Annotated in this window: 16 protein-coding genes; 8 read left to right on the forward strand and 8 right to left on the reverse strand. The window is 73.8% G+C overall.

Going from position 1 to position 15,941, the window contains the following annotated elements; all coding sequences use genetic code 11:
• Nucleotides 1-44: 44 nt before the first annotated feature.
• Nucleotides 45-413, forward strand: a complete 369-nt coding sequence (locus ABZ923_RS21655; RefSeq protein WP_361474241.1) for a hypothetical protein — start codon at nucleotides 45-47, stop codon at nucleotides 411-413.
• Nucleotides 414-709: 296 nt separating this feature from the next.
• On the opposite strand, the gene ABZ923_RS21660 is transcribed toward ABZ923_RS21655, so the two are convergent.
• From ABZ923_RS21660 to ABZ923_RS21675, 4 genes are all read right to left on the reverse strand, one after another.
• Nucleotides 710-1,597, reverse strand: a complete 888-nt coding sequence (locus tag ABZ923_RS21660; RefSeq protein ID WP_361474194.1) for a Gfo/Idh/MocA family oxidoreductase — start codon at nucleotides 1,595-1,597, stop codon at nucleotides 710-712.
• Nucleotides 1,598-1,656: 59 nt separating this feature from the next.
• Complete coding sequence (tgmB, locus tag ABZ923_RS21665; RefSeq protein WP_361474197.1) at nucleotides 1,657-2,640, reverse strand: ATP-grasp ribosomal peptide maturase; 984 nt, start codon at nucleotides 2,638-2,640, stop codon at nucleotides 1,657-1,659.
• A 17-nt stretch (nucleotides 2,641-2,657) separates the two neighbouring features.
• Nucleotides 2,658-2,849: a putative ATP-grasp-modified RiPP gene (tgmA, locus tag ABZ923_RS21670; RefSeq protein WP_030340556.1), complete on the reverse strand. Its 192-nt coding sequence runs from the start codon at nucleotides 2,847-2,849 to the stop codon at nucleotides 2,658-2,660.
• Between the two features lie 101 nt (nucleotides 2,850-2,950).
• On the reverse strand, nucleotides 2,951-3,817 hold the full coding sequence (locus tag ABZ923_RS21675; protein ID WP_361474200.1) for a fructosamine kinase family protein: 867 nt from the start codon (nucleotides 3,815-3,817) through the stop codon (nucleotides 2,951-2,953).
• 188 nt (nucleotides 3,818-4,005) lie between these two features.
• Between ABZ923_RS21675 and ABZ923_RS21680 the strand changes: the two genes are divergently transcribed.
• Entirely contained in the window at nucleotides 4,006-4,716 is a 711-nt protein-coding gene (locus tag ABZ923_RS21680) for a tRNA-dependent cyclodipeptide synthase (RefSeq protein WP_361474203.1), read from the forward strand.
• Entirely contained in the window at nucleotides 4,713-5,924 is a 1,212-nt protein-coding gene (locus ABZ923_RS21685; protein WP_361474206.1) for a cytochrome P450, read from the forward strand. Before ABZ923_RS21680 ends, ABZ923_RS21685 begins: the two co-directional genes overlap by 4 nt.
• Before the next feature lie 353 nt (nucleotides 5,925-6,277).
• Here ABZ923_RS21685 and ABZ923_RS21690 read toward each other — a convergent pair whose 3' ends face one another.
• Nucleotides 6,278-7,156, reverse strand: coding sequence for a hypothetical protein (locus ABZ923_RS21690; protein WP_361474208.1), 879 nt, complete (start codon nucleotides 7,154-7,156; stop codon nucleotides 6,278-6,280).
• 308 nt (nucleotides 7,157-7,464) lie between these two features.
• Here ABZ923_RS21690 and ABZ923_RS21695 point away from each other — a divergent pair, with 308 nt between their 5' ends.
• Both ABZ923_RS21695 and ABZ923_RS21700 read left to right on the forward strand, forming a co-directional pair.
• Nucleotides 7,465-8,070: a hypothetical protein gene (locus ABZ923_RS21695; RefSeq protein ID WP_361474211.1), complete on the forward strand. Its 606-nt coding sequence runs from the start codon at nucleotides 7,465-7,467 to the stop codon at nucleotides 8,068-8,070.
• A gap of 154 nt (nucleotides 8,071-8,224) precedes the next feature.
• On the forward strand, nucleotides 8,225-8,878 hold the full coding sequence (locus ABZ923_RS21700; protein ID WP_361474214.1) for a class F sortase: 654 nt from the start codon (nucleotides 8,225-8,227) through the stop codon (nucleotides 8,876-8,878).
• Between the two features lie 15 nt (nucleotides 8,879-8,893).
• Here the strand turns inward: ABZ923_RS21700 and ABZ923_RS21705 are convergent, their stop codons facing one another.
• The 3 genes from ABZ923_RS21705 to ABZ923_RS21715 form a co-directional block, all read right to left on the reverse strand.
• A complete protein-coding gene (locus tag ABZ923_RS21705; protein WP_361474235.1) occupies nucleotides 8,894-10,060 on the reverse strand; it encodes a GDSL-type esterase/lipase family protein in 1,167 nt (388 codons plus the stop codon).
• 23 nt (nucleotides 10,061-10,083) lie between these two features.
• Nucleotides 10,084-10,656: a WHG domain-containing protein gene (locus tag ABZ923_RS21710; protein WP_361474238.1), complete on the reverse strand. Its 573-nt coding sequence runs from the start codon at nucleotides 10,654-10,656 to the stop codon at nucleotides 10,084-10,086.
• Nucleotides 10,657-10,909: 253 nt separating this feature from the next.
• The gene (locus tag ABZ923_RS21715) at nucleotides 10,910-11,290 is read right to left on the reverse strand and encodes a helix-turn-helix domain-containing protein (RefSeq protein ID WP_361474217.1); all 381 of its coding nucleotides are present in this window, start codon (nucleotides 11,288-11,290) and stop codon (nucleotides 10,910-10,912) included.
• An 81-nt stretch (nucleotides 11,291-11,371) separates the two neighbouring features.
• On the opposite strand from ABZ923_RS21715, the gene ABZ923_RS21720 reads away from it, so the two are divergent.
• The 3 genes from ABZ923_RS21720 to ABZ923_RS21730 all read left to right on the forward strand — a co-directional run bounded on the left by ABZ923_RS21720 (nucleotide 11,372) and on the right by ABZ923_RS21730 (nucleotide 15,804).
• Nucleotides 11,372-12,283, forward strand: coding sequence for an NAD(P)-binding domain-containing protein (locus tag ABZ923_RS21720; RefSeq protein WP_361474220.1), 912 nt, complete (start codon nucleotides 11,372-11,374; stop codon nucleotides 12,281-12,283).
• A 452-nt stretch (nucleotides 12,284-12,735) separates the two neighbouring features.
• A complete protein-coding gene (locus ABZ923_RS21725; RefSeq protein WP_361474223.1) occupies nucleotides 12,736-13,689 on the forward strand; it encodes a LysR family transcriptional regulator in 954 nt (317 codons plus the stop codon).
• Nucleotides 13,690-13,851: 162 nt separating this feature from the next.
• Complete coding sequence (locus ABZ923_RS21730) at nucleotides 13,852-15,804, forward strand: collagenase (protein WP_361474226.1); 1,953 nt, start codon at nucleotides 13,852-13,854, stop codon at nucleotides 15,802-15,804.
• Nucleotides 15,805-15,941: the final 137 nt, after the last annotated feature.

Below are 15,941 nucleotides of genomic sequence, written 5' to 3' on the forward strand. Positions count from 1 at the left end.
CCGCCGCACAAGCAGCACCATGATCATGTGCAAGGACGGAACCCATGGCCGAGGCGGCCACCGGTGCGGCCGTCGTGCTCCCCGGCCGCGGCGTCGTGCGCGGCTGGGCCCGGGGCGCCGAGGACCTGCCGGGCTACCCGGCACCGGAGGCCGTCGGCCGGCCCGCCGCCCACCGCGCCGCCATGCCGACGGTGGGCGAGTCGGTCGTCGGCGGCTTCCCGGCCGGCGGCGGTGATGGACCGGGAGCCGCGCTCCGCCTGGGCGGTGTGCCGGCCGCTGCCCGGACTCCGGACCGACACCCTCGGAGGGCCGAGGCGGAAGGTCCTGGTGACCGGGGCCCCGGTCACCGACTCGCCGAGGACGTGGGAGGGAGCTGGTCCGGCCCCGAGCCGGCGGCGACTGGTTCGACGTGATCCCGGTGTCCGGCGCCCGCATGGGCCCCGTGACCGGCGACACCGACGACATCGCCCTGCTCCTGGCCCGCACCCGGACCCTACGGCCCGACCACGTCCCCTCGTCGGACGTCACCCCGGGCCCGGCCGCCGTCGGCGACGTCCCAGCCCGTGACGCCCGCCTGACCTGCGAGGTCGCCGACGCCGGCAGCACCCCCCACGACTGCTCCACGCCGTGTCACGGACGAGGGCGACCGGGACCCGTTCCTGGCTCCCCAGCGGGCCCACCGCTGGGGAGCCCGGTACACGCCCGCCGCCTACTCCGTCCCGCTCGTCAGGCGGGACTCCGCCGCCGCCAGGATCTCGGTGACCCGGAGGCCGAACGCGGCGTCGCAGGAGTGCGGTCGGCCGGTGCGGGCCGCCCGTACCAGGGCGTCCGCGGCCCGGGCGAGCGCGGGGACGGCCCCCTCCGAACTGCCCGGAAGGACCGTCACCCCCGCCTCGCCGCGCAGTTCCACGTCCGCCCCGGCCGCCGCCGGCGGGGCCGACAGGCTGAGCGTGAGGGTGCTCGACGCGCCGGTGGCGTGGTCGAGCACCAGGTGCACGGTGTCCGCCGGACCGTGCGCCGCCGCCACCACGTGCCGTACGTCGCCGAGGACCGGCAGCAGCACCGACAGGGCGTGCGGACCGACGTCCCACAGGGCGCCCTTCTCCCGCCGCCACGGCGAGGCCGCGAACGGGCTGTCACTCGTGAACACCGCCCCCAGCCACTGGGCCCGCGCCGTGAACCAGCCCGCCTCGGCGGCCTGCTCCTCGATCCAGTCCTCCGGCTCCTTCTGGAAGCGCGCGGTGAAGAACACCACCGAGGCCACCCCGGCCCGCTCCACCGCCTCCGCCACGGCCCGCCCCTCGGCCACCGACAAGGCCAGCGGCTTGTCCAGCAGCAGATGACGGCCCGCCCGGGCCGCCCGTACCGCCAGTTCGGCCTGCACGGAGGGCGGCAGGGCCACCGCCACCGCGTCCACGTCGGCCAGCAGCGCGTCCACGTCGGCGTACGCGGCGACGTCGTACTGCTCCGCGAGCGCCGTGGCCGCCTCCGGCCGGCGGCCCCACACCCCGGCGAACTCCAGACCGGTGTGTCCGGCGAGGGCGGGTGCGTACGCCGCCCGCGCCCACGGGCCCGTCCCCAGCAGTCCGATGCGCATGTCGCGTTCCCTTCTCCGAGCCGTTCCAGGACCTGTTGTGCGAGCCGTTCCCCGCCCCCTCAAGAGGCTGCGCTCCGGTCGCCCTCCGCACACCTGCGGCCCGGAGCGGCCTGCCCCGCGAGCCAGTCGGCGATGGTGGCGGCGATCGGCTGGCCGGTGTCCATCTCCACGAAGCCGAACTGGCCGGACTGGTTGCACTCGAGGAACCACCAGATCCCGTCGGCGTCCTCCGCGAAGTCGAAGGCGCCATAGGCCAGTTCCGCGCCGGCCATGTAGCGCAGCACGCCCTCGGCGACACGCGGTGGCACGTCCGCGGGCAGCCAGGGGGAGACCGACGGGGCGAAACGCACGTCCACGTCGTCCGGATGGGCGTCCGGATCGGCGGGCTTGCGCGCGGCCAGCAGGGTGCCGCCGACGACGGTGAGCCGGATGTCGGCCCGTTTGGCGACCCGCCGTTGCAGCAGCGTCGGGCCGAAGGCCACCGCGGTGAAATCGGTGTCCGGTGCCACCCGGCTGGTCGGCACCGCCCGGGGCGGCTCCTGCGGATGCGCGCCGGAGACCGGTTTGACCACCAGGTCCGGGAAGCGATCCGCGAACTCCCGCGCGGCCTGCGGGAACGTCGTGATGAGGGTGGCCGGCACCGGCAGGCCGCTGCGTTGGGCCAGGTGCAGCTGCCAGGGCTTGTGCCGGGCCCGGCGGGCGGCGTCCGGATGGTTCATCCAGCGGGCGTCGCTCCAGCGCAGCATGCCGTACAGCGCCTGCGCCGACTCCTCCGTCAGCCAGGCGGACGGCTGGGCGGCGCGGGCGGCCGGGGTTCCCGGTCTGCGCACCCAGATGGAGCGCAGGCCGTTCATGCTCACCAGGCGCCCGCCGACGGACAGGTGTCCCCGGCAGGCGCCCTGCACGTACTCGCCCGACAGCGCCACCCCGTTGGTCAGATCGGCGGGGTCGAGCCGGACGACGGGCACCCCGGCCTCGCCCAGCCGGAGGACCACCATGTCCGCCGTCACGTCCTCTTCACTGGTCAGGATGAGCACGGTCATCTGTCGAGGTCCGCGCTTCAGTCGTCGAAGTGCGTCTTGGAACCGGCCGTCGAGGTCGTGGTTCCCAGCGCCCTCAGGGTCACGTGGTCGGTGGCGGCGATCCGCCCGTCCGGGAGGACGTTCAACTGCAGTCCGGAGTCGTACGCGTACGGTGCGGTGACGTCCAACTGCACAGCGGGGCGCGCGTAGTTGAGCGTGAACGGTTGCATGGTCTCTCCCTGATTAGGCTTTCACGTCCTTATACGAGTCGAACGGGTGATTGGTTTCCTTACGCACCGTGATCGCGGCCCGGAGGGGTGGCCCGGCGAGGTCATCCCGAAAGCGCGTTCCGCGCCGCCGCCAGGGCCTGTTCGGCGTATCCCCGCCCGAACAGCACCGCGTGCACCAGCAGCGGAAAAAGCTGGTGCAGTCCCACCCGGTCCCGCCAGCCGTCGGCCAGCGGTGCCGCCTGCCGGTAGCCGGCCAGTACCCGGTCCAGGTGGGGGCAGCCGAACAGCCGGAGCATCGCCAGGTCGGTCTCCCGGTGGCCGCCGTGCGCGGCCGGGTCGATGAGCCGGACCTCGCCGTCGGCGCCCCACAGCACGTTCCCGTTCCACAGGTCGCCGTGCAGCCGGGCGGGCGGCTCCGGCGGACCCGCCAGCTCCGGCAGCCGGGCGCAGACCTGCTCGAACACGGCCGCCTCGCCCGGCCGGAGCGTGCCGCGGTCGACCGCGCCGCGCACATAGGGCAGGACGCGGTGCTCGGCGTACCAGCGGGGCCAGTCGGTGCCCGGTGCGTTCCGCAGGGGAGCCCGGCCGATCCAGGCGTCCTCCGGGCCGTCGGGCGGCGGTGCCCCGAAGTGGGGCGCGCCGGCCGCGTGCAGAGCGGCCAGTGCTTGGCCGAAAAGCAGCGCTGCCGCGGGGTCGGGGGAGCCCGTCGGCACCCGTTCGGTCACCATCCAGTGCTCGTCGTACCCGAGCACCGCCGGCACCCGCACCGCGTCCGCGGCGGCCAGCCAGCGCAGCCCCGCCACCTCGGCGCGCACCGCCCGCGGACCGTCGCCACGCTTGACCATCACCGGAGTTCCGTCGTCCAGCAGGACTTCGGCGGGTGACCCCGAGGCCCGCCGGCCTCCGGTGACCGGCCGCCCGGTGAGCCGGGCCGCCACCTGTCCTGGATCCTCGTCTCGGTTGACCACGGCCCCAGGGTACGACCCGCAAACAAGGCCGCTCGCCGAGGACTTCAACCATTGATACGACTGTTTTCAGCCAAACCCAGGCGGTAACTACCCGTATTGATCTCATGCCGCTAGCGTGAGGGCGCCGCGTCGCCACACCGGGGGCACAGGGCCTCCCAGGGACTAGCGCGCGGCGGAGGATCTCCCCCGTGACCACAGCATCCGTGCTGATGGCCGACGTCTTCGAAGTCCAGCCGTACACCTCCCACTGCGAGGTCATCCTCAGCGAGGGCGCACACGCCGTGATCGGTGTGTCCCCGGGCAACAGCTACTTCTCCGCCCGGCGCCTGCACGACCTCGCCCGCTGGGGGCTGGACCACTTCGACCGGGTCGACTTCGTCTACACCGACCTGTACGTCGCCGAGATGTACGAGGCCTCCGGCTATCCGCCGGACGAGGCCCGCCGCAAGGCCGTGAAGAACCTGCGCGGGGTGCGCGCCAAGGTCCGTGACGCGGTGTCGGCGGCCGACCCGGACGGCGTCCGGCTCGACTGGCATCCGATGTCCGAATTCCGCACCAACCCCGCCTATCAGGAGATCCACCGCCAGCTGAAGGAGCGGCTGGTTACCGACGGTGCCTTCCGGTCCGTCTGCGAGACCCTGGTGAATCGTTTCCTCGCGGCGCGCGGCGAGACGCCGACCGAGCGGCAGCGCGCCGTGTGCCTGGAGTACGTCTGCGCCGAGGCCCCGCTGTTCCTGGACACCCCGGCCATTCTCAAGGTGCCCTCCTCGCTCAACTGCTACCACCAACTCCTGCCGATGGCCGAGCTGCTGTACTCCCGCGGCGCCGGCCTGCGTGCCTCCCGCAACCAGGGCCACGCCATCGTCACGCCCACCGCCCTGGAAGGAGCCGCGGTATGACCACCGCCCCCGACACCCGCACCGACCATCCTCCCCTGCCCGCCTTCCCGTTCTCCTGGGACGGCACCCGGGTGCCCGCCGAGGTCGCCGAGCTGCGCGAGGCCACGCCGGTGCGGCGCGTGCGGACCATCGCCGGCGACGAGGCCTGGCTGGTCTCCTCCTACGAGCTGTGCGCACAGGTGCTCAAGGACGACCGGTTCTCCCTCAAGGACACCTCCGCACCGGGCGTTCCCCGCCAGTACGCGCTCACGATCCCGCCCGAGGTCGTGAACAACATGGGCAACATCACCGGGGCGGGGCTGCGCCGCGCGGTGATGAAGGCGCTCAACCCCAAGGCGCCGGGGCTGACCGACTGGCTGCGCGCCGAGGCCCACCGCCTGGTCGACCTGATCGTCGCCGACGGGCCGACGGCCGACCTGCGCGGGGCGTTCTGCGAGCCGTACTCGGCCGGGATGCACTGCCGCATCCTCGGCATCCCGCAGACCGAGGCCCCCGCCTTCCTGCGCAGCCTCGACATCGCCTTCATGAACTCGCCGTGCCCGATCACCGGCGCGCGGCTCAACTGGGACCGGGACATCGCCCGGATGACGGCCCTGCTCGACGACCCGGCGACGCACGGCCTGATGGGGGAACTCGCCGCCCTGCGCGAGGACCCCGAGTACGCGCACCTGAGCGACGAGATGCTGGCCACCGTCGGCGTCACCCTGTTCGGCGCCGGGACCATCTCCACCTCGGGCTTCCTCGCCATGGCCCTGGTCCACCTGCTCACCCACCCCATCGCCCGCGACCTGCTGCGGGACCGCCCCGACCTGATCGGCCCGGGGGTGGAGGAACTGCTCCGGGTGAACCTCTCCATCGGCGACGCCCTGCCCCGCCTCGCCCTGGAGGACGTCCGGCTCGGCGACGTCGACGTCCGCGCCGGCGAACTCGTCCTCGTCCTGGTGGAGGGCGCCAACCTCGACCCGGAGAAGTTCCCCGACCCGCACCGCTTCGACGTCCACCGCGACAACGCCGCCGACCACCTCTCCTTCGGCGGCGGCGCCCACTACTGCCCCGCCACCGCGCTCGGCCGCGCGCACGCCCGCATCGCCCTGGAGGTCCTGCTCGACCGCCTGCCGAACCTCGCCCTCGCGGTCCCGACGAGCCAACTGGTGTGGCGCACCGGCTTCATGAAACGGATCCCCGAGCGGCTACCGGTGACCTGGTAGCCCGCGGCGCCGCACCCTCCGTACGGCACCCCGTCCCGGCCCTCCCGGGCGGGGACGCCGGCACCGAACCGCTCCCCAGCGGCCGACAGCCCCACCGGCTCCCCGCCCGACAGCATGGGCTCCGCGGGCGTGGGCGACCGTCTGTCGTGCGGGTGCTTCTCAGCGGCCGACGGGGTACGTCCTCCGGTCAGCCCCACCCGCAGCACCCTGGGCTCGCCGACCGCGCGGGCCGCCGGCTCCATGACTGCGACCAGCCTCCCGCTTTCTTCCGCACCCCGGGCGCTCCACGGCTCCTGGGTCTTCGCGGGCGTGGGCGACCGTGCGCCGTGGGTCGTCCGTCGTGCGGGTGCTTCTCAGCGGCCGGTGGGGTACGTCGTCGCGGTCAGTCCCACCGGATTCCCGGCCGGCAGTAGTCCCGACTCGCCGACAGCGCGGGCCAGTGGCTCCAGCAGTGCGGCCAGGTGACCGCTGCGCTCGGGGCCGAGTGTGTTCCACGGGCCCTCGGCCGCCGCGTCGGTGAGCGCCTCGGCCTCTGCGCGCAGGGCCGCCCCCGAGGGCGTGAGCGAGCCGTCCGCCGCGAGTCGGCCGTCCGCGCTCAGTCGCGCCACGGCCGTCGCCCAGTCCTCCTCCGGCCACTTCCGCGTCTCGCGCAGGAAGGACCCGTCGGACTCGCCGGCCGCCGCCTTGAGGACCATGGCCTCGACGGGCCCGATCCCCAGGCCGACCAGCACCGCCACATGGGAGTCGCCGCGGTGCTCGCGCAGGGTCGTCAGCGCCTGCCACAGGCGTGCGGTGGGCAGGTCCGGGCGTTCCAGCGCCTGATTGGCGGCGCCCAGCACCCGTCCCGCTGTATCCGCGCCGGCGGCGGCCTCCCAGGCGAGGTCCGCGGTCTCCGCGAACGCGGCCGATGCGACGGTGTCCGCCCCGAACAGCCGGGTCATCGCCGCGTCCACCGCATCCCGGCGGGCCGCCAGCGCGTCCGCCGGAGCGGCGTACGCCCAGGCGTCGGGCAGGGCCCGGCCCACCCGCGCGGGGTGGAAGACGTAGAAACAGCTCGTCACCACGGACGGGGACGCCGCGCCGAGCGGGGCGGCGCGCAGTGCGAAGTAGCCCATCCAGAACCCGCGCAGCCCGAGCCCCTCCGCCGCCCGGTGCGCCTCCGGTGCGAAGTACACGAGCTGGTGCACCGGTTCGTACCGTTCCCAGAGGGCCCGGGCCATTCCGTCAGCCACTGCTTCCTCCCGCCGCCTCGGCCTGCCGTGCTGTCGGCACCAGCCTGCGTTATGACGGCGGTCATAACAAGAGGGGGACTCGGCTCCGCCCGTCCGGCCCCCGCGGCCGTCGTCGGTGCCGCTTCGGCGATTGGCCCGTACGAGGGGCCCCGGACCCGGCGCGCTGGGGCAGACGGGTGGCGTGGTGACCCGGCTGGGCGGCTCGGATGGTGGGAGTCAGGGGCCTCACTGACGGTGGTTCATGTCGAGGCCGGGTTCACCCAGCTGATGAGGTATCCGCTGCCCGGTCACGGCGGAAGGACATCACTATGCGCTCTGCCCGCATGTTCCTGGCAACGGCGGCTGCCGCCGCCGCCCTGGCCTTCGCCACACCCGGCGCCGCGTTCGCCGTACCGGCCGAGCGCGACAGCGGCGGGGACGACTCCTCGTACAGCAAGGAGCACGACAGCGACTCCGACCGTGAGGACAAGGGATCCGACAGCGACCAGGACAAGGACTACGGCAACAAACGCGGCTCCGGGCGGGAACACGACGGGCCGCGCGGCGGAATGCACACGGGTGGCGGAGCCCTCGCCGCGGTGAGCAGCGACGACTGGGGCTCGGGCGACGACAGCCGCTTCGACCCCGAGAGCTACAAGGACAAGGGCGGCGACAGCGGAGAGGAGAGGGGCGAGAAAGGCGAGAAGGGTGAGAAGGGGGAGAAGGGGGAGAAGGGCGAGCGGGGCGAGAGAGGTGACAAGGGCGACAAGAGCGAGTGGGGTGACGACCACGAGAAGCCGCGCGGTGGCATGCACACCGGCGGCGGCGCGCTCGCCACGCCGGGCGTCACCGCGGGCGGCCTCGCCGTGCTCGCCGTAGGTGCCGCCGGCGCGTACACGCTGCGCCGCAAGAAGGCCGCCGAGCCGGTGTCCTGACGGGCCGGAACGTCCCAGGGGCTGCGGGCACCGTCGGCGCACGCACCGCGTCGGCGGCCCGTGCCCCCTGCGTCCCGCCCCGGACGCCGGCCCCGGCCGCGTCCCGATCCCGTCCCGACCCCCGTGCTGCCCTTGTCGAGCGAGGTGGTGTCCGATGGCAGCAGATCCCTCCTCCCCGCCCCCCTCAGGGGCCGCCGGCCGCGGCGGGCGGCTCACGCTGTGGGGCGTGGCGGCCGCCTTCCTCGCCGTCAGCATGTTCGGCGGTCACCAGCAGCCGGACGACACCCCGCAGGCGCCCCGCGCCTCGGGCACCGGCGCCGCCGCGCCGGTCGACCCGCGCGACACCGGCGAGTCACTGCCCCGGTCCACACCGACCCGGCTGCGCATCCCGAAGATCTCCGTGGACGCCCCCTTCACCACCCTGTCCCTCGGTGACTCGGGCCAGTTGCAGCCGCCGCCCGCGGCCGACACCAACCTCGTCGGCTGGTACTCCGGCGGTGCCTCGCCCGGCGAGGAGGGCACCGCGATCATCGCCGGGCACGTCGACACGGTGACCTCCGCGGCCGTCTTCGCCGGCCTGTACGAGCTGGAGCGCGGCGACCGGTTCTCCGTGGAGCGGGCCGACGGGCGCACCGCCGACTTCGTCGTGGACAGCGCCGAGACCTATCCCAAGGACGACTTCCCGAGCAAACGGGTGTACGCGGACGCCTCGCGCCCCGAGGTCCGGCTCATCACCTGCGCCGGGGACTACGACCACACGGTGCGGGACTACACCGACAACCTGGTCGTCTTCGCCCACCTGGTGTGAGCCGCCGGGGCCCGGTCAGGCGGCGCGGCCGGCGAAGGGGCCGTCCGGGGCGAACGCCAGCGCCGCGAACCGTTCGCCGATCCGGCGGTGCCCGGCGGTGTCCGGATGGAGGCCGTCGGGCAGCGGCAGCTCGGCGAAGTCGGCCTCGCCGTACAGCTCCCGGCCGTCCAGGTGGTGCAGGGCCGGGTCCTCGGCCGCCCGCTCGCGCACGATCCGGGCCAGCTCCTCCCGGACGACCTCCAAAGTGAGCTTCCCGGCCGCCCGCTCGGCCCGGTCCCCGGTGGCCCGGTACCGCAGCCGTCCCTCGCCCAGGGCCGCCAGGTCCATGGCGGTGGGGCCGGGCGTGTCCTCGTGCAGCGGGCACAGGACCGGGGAGACGACGAGCAACGGGGTGTCGGGGTGGCCCTCGCGGACGGTGTCGAGGAAGCCGTGGACGGCGGGCCCGAAGGCGCGCAGCCGCATCAGGTCGGTGTTGACCAGGTTGATGCCCAGCTTGACGCTGATGAGGTCGGCGGGGGTGTCGCGCAGCGCGCGGGCGGTGAACGGGTCGAGCAGCGCGCTGCCGCCCAGCCCGAGATTGATCAGCTCCACCCCGCCCAGGGACGCGGCGAGCGCCGGCCAGGTGGTGGTGGGGGTCGCCGCGTCGGAGCCGTGGCTGATCGAACTGCCGTGGTGCAGCCACACCCGGCGGCCCCGGTCCGGTACGGGCTCCACGGGGGCGTCGGTGCGCAGCGCGACGAGTTCGGTCGTCTCGTTGTGCGGAAGCCAGATCTCCACGTCCTTGGCGGTGCCCGGCAGGCCGGTGAACCGCACGGTGCCGACCGGCCCGGGCCGGTGCTCGGCGGCGCCGGTGCCCAGGTCGATGGTGAGGGTGCTGCCCTCGGCGAGGGAGGCGCTGCCGGCCGGGCGTCCGTCGACGAGCAGGTCGTACACGCCGTCCGGGCGGGGCGGTGCGCCGGTGTAGACCCGCTTGGTCGGCAGGGTGTCCAGCTCGACGGTGGTGGCACGGGTGCGGAAGACCAGCCGTACGCCGGCGGGCTGCGACTCCACCAGGGCCAGCTGTGGGTCGGCGCACTGGGCGCGGGCCCGGGCGGGCAGCCGGTGCGGCAGCAGGCCGTGCGCGGTGCGCTCCAGTTCGAGGGCGCCGCGTATCAGGGCGCCGGTGAGGGGGGTGGTGTGCATCATGTCTGCCTGCGTCCAGGGGCTCAGGGGTGGGCGGGCCAGTTGCGCAGCAGGGAGTCGAGGGCGTCCAGGATCCGGGTCCACGACTCCTGCGAGTCGGGCGCGCTGTGGCTGAAGCCGCCGGCCGCCTCCAGGCTGACGTAGCCGTGGAACACGCTGCCGAGGAGGCGGACCGCGTGGGTCTGGTCGGGCTCGGCCAGGTCGTAGCCGCGCAGGATCGCCCGGGTCAGCTGCGCGATCCGGACGCCCGCGCTGCCGGCCGCGGTGGCGGGGTCCAGCGGGTGCCGGGCCGCCGCGTAGCGGCCGGGGTGGGCGCGGGCGTAGTCCCGGTAGACGTGCGCGAAGGCGGCGAGGGCGTCCTTCCCGGACCGGCCGGCCAGCGCCTCGGCGGCCCGGTCGGCCAGCTCCTCCAGGGCGAGCAGCGCGATCCGGGTCTTGAGGTCCTGGGAGTTCCGCAGGTGCGAGTACAGGCTCGCGACCTTGACGTCGAACCGCCGGGCCAGCGCGGACGCCGTCACCTGGTCGAAGCCGACCTCGTCGGCCAGCTCGGCGCCGGCGTGCACCAGCCGTTCGGTGGTCAGGCCAGCACGCGCCATCATCACTTCTCCCGTCTGTACTTCTCCCGTCTGCCGCAAAGGATTATGCAGCTTCCTAAAGGGTTTAGGCAAACAGGATCAGCGCTTAGGGCGGGCAGCGGCCGAGGTGCAAGTCCGCACCGGGGTGCCGGGGCGTCAGGGGGGCGGACACCCACTTTTTTGTGGGTACTTGGCAGTTCACGGCCGCCGGGAGAGGCTGTTTCACGAGGTCAGGGGCTGCCGCGGAAGAGAAGGAGGGGACGGCGGCGGCGCCTCAGGAGGCCGCTTCGTGCTCGCGTTCGCTGTGGTGTTCACTGTGGTGTTCGCGCAGCCGCTCCAGACGGCGGTGGCCCCACTCGGCCACAGGGTCCAGCGCGGTGGCCAGGTCGCGGCCGAACGCGGTCAGCGAGTACACGGTCTTGGGCGGCAGCACGTCGTGCACCTCCCGGTGCACCACGCCGTCCTCCGTCATCTCGCGCAGTGCCTGGGTCAGCACCTTCTCGGTCAACCCGGGCAGCCGGCGGCGCAGTTCGCCGGGCCGGCGCGGGCCGGACTCCAGCAGCCACAGCAGCGACGTCTTCCACTTGCCGTCGATCACGGCGATCGCGGCGGTCACTCCGCAGACGTTCGGGTCCTGTGCACGGCTGCGCGTCATCGTCGTCCCTCTTCGATTCCTCACGGCCGCCCGGCCGCCTTGTCCACACCGCATACGCTCATCACGTACGGGAGTTGCAACATGTCCACCTCGTCGAATCTTCCTGCCGTCACCGTGCTCGGTCTCGGCCCCATGGGCCGGTCGCTGGCCGGCGCGTTCCTCGCGGCCGGCCTGCGCACCACGGTCTGGAACCGCACGCCCGGCAAGGACGGGGAGCTGACCGCACTGGGGGCCACCAGTGCCGCGTCGGCCGAAGAGGCCGTCGCCGCCTCCGAGTTGACCTTGGTCTGCGTGGTGAACCAGGAAGCGGCCGACGCGATCCTGCGCGGTGCCGACGTCACCCGCGCGCTGAAGGGCCGTACCGTGGTGAGCCTGACCGCCGACACGCCGGAGCGGGCCCGCGGCACCGCCCGGTGGGCGGCGGAGCACGGCATCGGCTACCTGGACGGCGCGATCATGACGCCGGCGCCCAGCATCGGCACGCCGGAGGCCGTCTTCCTGCACAGCGGCCCGCGCGACCTGTACGAGCGGCACCGGCCGGTGCTGGAGCGGCTCGGCGGGACGCACACCCACCTGGGCGAGGAGATCGGGCGCGCCGCCACCTTCGACATCGCGCTGCTCGACATCTTCTGGACCGCGATGGCCGGGTACGTGCACGCCGTGGCCATCGCCCGGGCGGAGGGCGTCACCGCCCGGGAACTGGCCGCCTTCGCGCAGGGCATCGCCGCGATCCTGCCGCCGCTGTTCGACCAGTTCGCCGCGGACGCCGACGACGGCACCTACTCCGGCGAGATCAACCCCATCACCTCGGCCGCCTCCACCATGGCCCACGTGGTCGACGTCTCCGAGTCCCATGGCATCGACGCGGGCGTGATGCGCTCGGTGGAGGGCCTGGCCCGCCGGGTCATCGGCCTCGGCCACGGCACGGACGGGTTCATGCGGGTGGCGGAGCTGCTGGGCCGCCACGCGCACCACGTCAACCCCGGCGACTGACGTCCCGGCGGGGCACCCGAGGAGGACGCGGGGCCGGGGCCCTCACCGCACAGGAGTGTGGGTCGGCAGGCGAGCGGTGATGGAGTTGCCGGTGGGAGCCCGGGGTCCGCGGCTGGGGGACAAGGCCCGGGCTCGCGCGTCGGGGGACGTTGGTCCCGCGGGCGGCGAAGTCTCGGGCTCGCACGTAGGAAAGGCCGGTCCCGCACACGGGGAAGTCCCGGTTCCGCAGACGAGGAAGTCCCGGCTCCGCAGACGGGGAAGTCCCAGGCCCCTGGGGCAGGGAAGCCCGGGTCCGGACCCGCCCCCCCGCGGCCGTACCCTGGCGGAGCTGCGACTTGTGTCCGGGGCGGGGCGGTGGAACGCTTCGGGCCGGCGGGGGTGGGTGCGGCCGGCGAGGGGTGCGCGCGGCGCCTAAATCGTGACGGGCGCGGGTGCGGACGGGAAGGGAAACGATGGAGCTGGAGCTGCGGCACCTGCGGGTGCTGTGCGCGATCGCCGACGCGGGCAGTGTGGGCCGCGCCGCAGCGCAGCTGGGCTACTCGCAGCCCGCCGTCAGCACCCAGCTGCGGCGCATCGAACGCCACCTGGGCGAGCCGCTCTTCGAGCGCGGCCCGAGCGGGGTCCGGCCCACCCGCTACGGCGTCGAGGTCGTGGAACAGGCCCGGGACGTCCTCGCACGGGCCGCCGCGATCGGGCACCGCCCGCCCGTGGCCCGACCCCGCCGGACCCTGCGCGTGGCCGCGACCAACTCGCCGGTGCTGTCCGGTACGGTCTCCCGCGTCCGCACCCGGCTGCCCGAACTGACCCTCTCGGTCACCAGCGTCTACGCGTCCTCGCGGATCGTGGAGCTGCTGGAGGAGGGCGCGGTGGACGCCGCGATCGCCGCCGACTACCCGGGCATGGAACTACGGCACTCGACCGCCGTACGGCACCGCGGCATCGTCACCGAACCCACCTTCGTCGCCCTGCCCGCCCGGCACCGGCTCCGGCAGAGCGCCCAGGTGCAGCTCGCCGACCTCGCCGACGACGCCTGGTTCGTCACCCCGGACGACGGCGCCGGCTGGCCCGGGGTGTTCTACGGCGCCTGCGCCGCGGCCGGGTTCACGCCGGTGACCGTCCACGAGTGGCTCGGCGACCAGACCCAGCTGCAGAGCATGATCGCCGACGGCCTCGGCGTGTCCCTGGTGCAGCCGACGCTGCGGCCGATCCCGCACGTCGTGGTCAAGCCGCTGGCCGGCTCCCCGCTGTGGTGCCGCTATGTGCTGGCCTGGCGGCCGGACACCGTCGCCGACGACGTCGTGGAGACGGTGTTCCAGTCCGCCACCGCCGCGTACCGCGACCTCGTCGCCCAGGCACCCCACCTGCGCACCTGGGCCTCGCGCACCTGGAGCACCGCCGGAGCCTAGGAGCAGGACGGGCCGAGCGGGTCACGGGCGTGCCGCGATGTTATGAGCGGCCAGTGCCATGTGCTATGTCACACGCCATTGTTGGGGCGGGTGACGCGCTGGGACAGTGCCTCACACGCCTCAACACCCCACAGAGGCGCGTCCCTTCGTGGAGGAATCCAGATGCGCTATCGCTTCGCGCTGCCCGGACGCACGCCGAGAGGCACGGCCGGCCGCATCGCCGGCGCCGCCGCCGTCTGTGTCACCCTGGCCGGCCTGCTGTCCACTCCCGCGCTGGCGGCACCCCGGCCGCACCCCGGAACGGCCACCGGCACCGCGCCCCGCGCACACCTCGCCGTGCCGTCGCCCGCCGCGGCGTCCACCGCCGCGACCGAGCACCCCGCGACCCGGGCCAGCCGCCTCAGCCCCGTTCAACTCCCGCCGCAGCGCCCGCTGTTCGCCAAGCCGGCCGGAAGCGCGGTGAAGGCCGCCTCCTGCACGCCCGCCGACTTCGGCAGCCGTACCGGTTCCGCCCTCGTCGCCTACGTCAAGGCCGCGACCCCGGACTGCGTCAACACCCTCTTCCCGGTCACCGGCCCGGACGCGCGCGCCGTCTTCCGCCAGGCCCAGATGCTGACCGTGGCGAACGCGTTCACGCGCACCGCCGGGCAGTACCGCGGCGACAACTCCGGCGGCCTGCTGCAACTCGTCCTCTTCCTGCGCGCCGGCTACTACGTGCAGTTCAACCACCCCGCAGACGTGGGCCCGTACACCGCCCGCCTCACCACCGCCGTCACGAGCGGCCTGGACGCCTTCTTCGCCCGCCCCCACTCCCGTGACGTCTCGGCGGCCAACGGCGACATCCTCGGCGAGACCGTCATCCTCACCGACAGCGCCGACCAGCAGGGCCGCTACCTGGACGTCTACCGGCGGCTGCTGGACGACTACGACAGCTCCTACGACGCGGTCGACAGCATGATCAGGGCCGTCAACGACGTCTACACGCCGCTGTGGCGCGGCAACTGGAACCCGCGGTACGTGCAGGCGGTCGAGGCCGACCCGCGCATCGTCGACACCCTGTACGACTTCGCGCTGGCCAACACCGACCAGCTCGGCACCGCCCTGGCCTTCCTGGACTCCAACGCCGGGATGAACCTGGCCCGTTACACCGAGCACCCCCAACTGCGCGACACCGTACGGCCGTTGACCAAGGACCTGCTGGACCGGACCGCGATCACCGGTCCGACGGCCGGTCTGTGGGTCGCCGTGGCCACGCAGGCCGCCGCCTACGACCGGGACGACTGCGCCTACTACGACGTCTGCAACCTGCCGGACAAGCTCGACAAGGCCGTCCTGCCCGTCACGCACCACTGCGACGCGAACGTGACCGTCCGGGCCCAGGCACTGACCGCCGCCGACCTCGACGCGGCCTGCGCCAGCGTGCTCCGCCAGGACGGCTACTTCGGCTCGGTCGTCGGGGCCGACGGCCGGATACCCGGGCAGTACGCCTCCACCCTCCGGCTCGTGGTCTTCGCCGGCCGCACCGACTACCAGACGTACGCCGGCGCGATGTACGGCATCAGCACCGACAACGGCGGCATGACGCTGGGCGGCGACCCGTCGGACCCGGCCAACCAGCCGATGTCGATCATGTACCAGAAGAACTACGACGACGGCTTCCCGGCCCGGATCTGGAACCTCAACCACGAGTACACGCACTTCCTGGACGCCCGCGACGACATGAAAGGCGACTTCGCGCGGCAGATCTCCGTGCCGGACGTGTGGTGGATCGAGGGCATCGCCGAGTACGTCTCCTACAGCTACCGCGGCCTCGCCGACGACCAGGCGGTCCAGGAGGCCGGCAAGCACACCTACCGCTTGAGCACCCTGTTCGAGAACACGTACGACAACAGCGACGTGACCCGCACCTACCCGTGGGGCTACCTCGCCGTGCGGTACATGCTCGAGAAGCACCCCGACGACGTCCGGCGCATGCTCGCCCGCTTCCGCGTCGGTGACTACGCCGGCGGATACGCCGTCTACCACGACGGCATCGGCACCCGCTACGACGCCGACTTCGACCAGTGGCTCACGGCGTGCGCCGCGGGCGCCTGCGCCCGGCCGGCCGCGGCCTGACCGCACGCGCCCGGCAGAACGGCCGCCGACCGGTGACCGCCGGGGGCGGGCGGGGGGCCCCGGGGGGCGGGGGGCGGGTTGCGCCCGGGGGGCGCGACGGGCGGTGGACTCGCCGCCAGCGGGGGGGTGGTGGGCGT

The sequence above is a fragment of the Streptomyces sp. NPDC046881 genome (genome assembly GCF_040645015.1).
Taxonomy (GTDB): domain Bacteria; phylum Actinomycetota; class Actinomycetes; order Streptomycetales; family Streptomycetaceae; genus Streptomyces.

Bases quoted from the DNA above. Each gene is read 5' to 3' on its own strand.
- ABZ923_RS21655 (WP_361474241.1), top strand. From the start codon at position 45: ATGGCCGAGGCGGCCACCGGTGCGGCCGTCGTGCTCCCCGGCCGCGGC.
- ABZ923_RS21660 (WP_361474194.1), bottom strand. From the start codon at position 1,597: ATGCGCATCGGACTGCTGGGGACGGGCCCGTGGGCGCGGGCGGCGTAC.
- tgmB (WP_361474197.1), bottom strand. From the start codon at position 2,640: ATGACCGTGCTCATCCTGACCAGTGAAGAGGACGTGACGGCGGACATG.
- tgmA (WP_030340556.1), bottom strand. From the start codon at position 2,849: ATGCAACCGTTCACGCTCAACTACGCGCGCCCCGCTGTGCAGTTGGAC.
- ABZ923_RS21685 (WP_361474206.1), top strand. From the start codon at position 4,713: ATGACCACCGCCCCCGACACCCGCACCGACCATCCTCCCCTGCCCGCC.
- ABZ923_RS21695 (WP_361474211.1), top strand. From the start codon at position 7,465: ATGCGCTCTGCCCGCATGTTCCTGGCAACGGCGGCTGCCGCCGCCGCC.
- ABZ923_RS21700 (WP_361474214.1), top strand. From the start codon at position 8,225: ATGGCAGCAGATCCCTCCTCCCCGCCCCCCTCAGGGGCCGCCGGCCGC.
- ABZ923_RS21705 (WP_361474235.1), bottom strand. From the start codon at position 10,060: ATGCACACCACCCCCCTCACCGGCGCCCTGATACGCGGCGCCCTCGAA.
- ABZ923_RS21710 (WP_361474238.1), bottom strand. From the start codon at position 10,656: ATGGCGCGTGCTGGCCTGACCACCGAACGGCTGGTGCACGCCGGCGCC.
- ABZ923_RS21715 (WP_361474217.1), bottom strand. From the start codon at position 11,290: ATGACGCGCAGCCGTGCACAGGACCCGAACGTCTGCGGAGTGACCGCC.
- ABZ923_RS21720 (WP_361474220.1), top strand. From the start codon at position 11,372: ATGTCCACCTCGTCGAATCTTCCTGCCGTCACCGTGCTCGGTCTCGGC.
- ABZ923_RS21725 (WP_361474223.1), top strand. From the start codon at position 12,736: ATGGAGCTGGAGCTGCGGCACCTGCGGGTGCTGTGCGCGATCGCCGAC.
- ABZ923_RS21730 (WP_361474226.1), top strand. From the start codon at position 13,852: ATGCGCTATCGCTTCGCGCTGCCCGGACGCACGCCGAGAGGCACGGCC.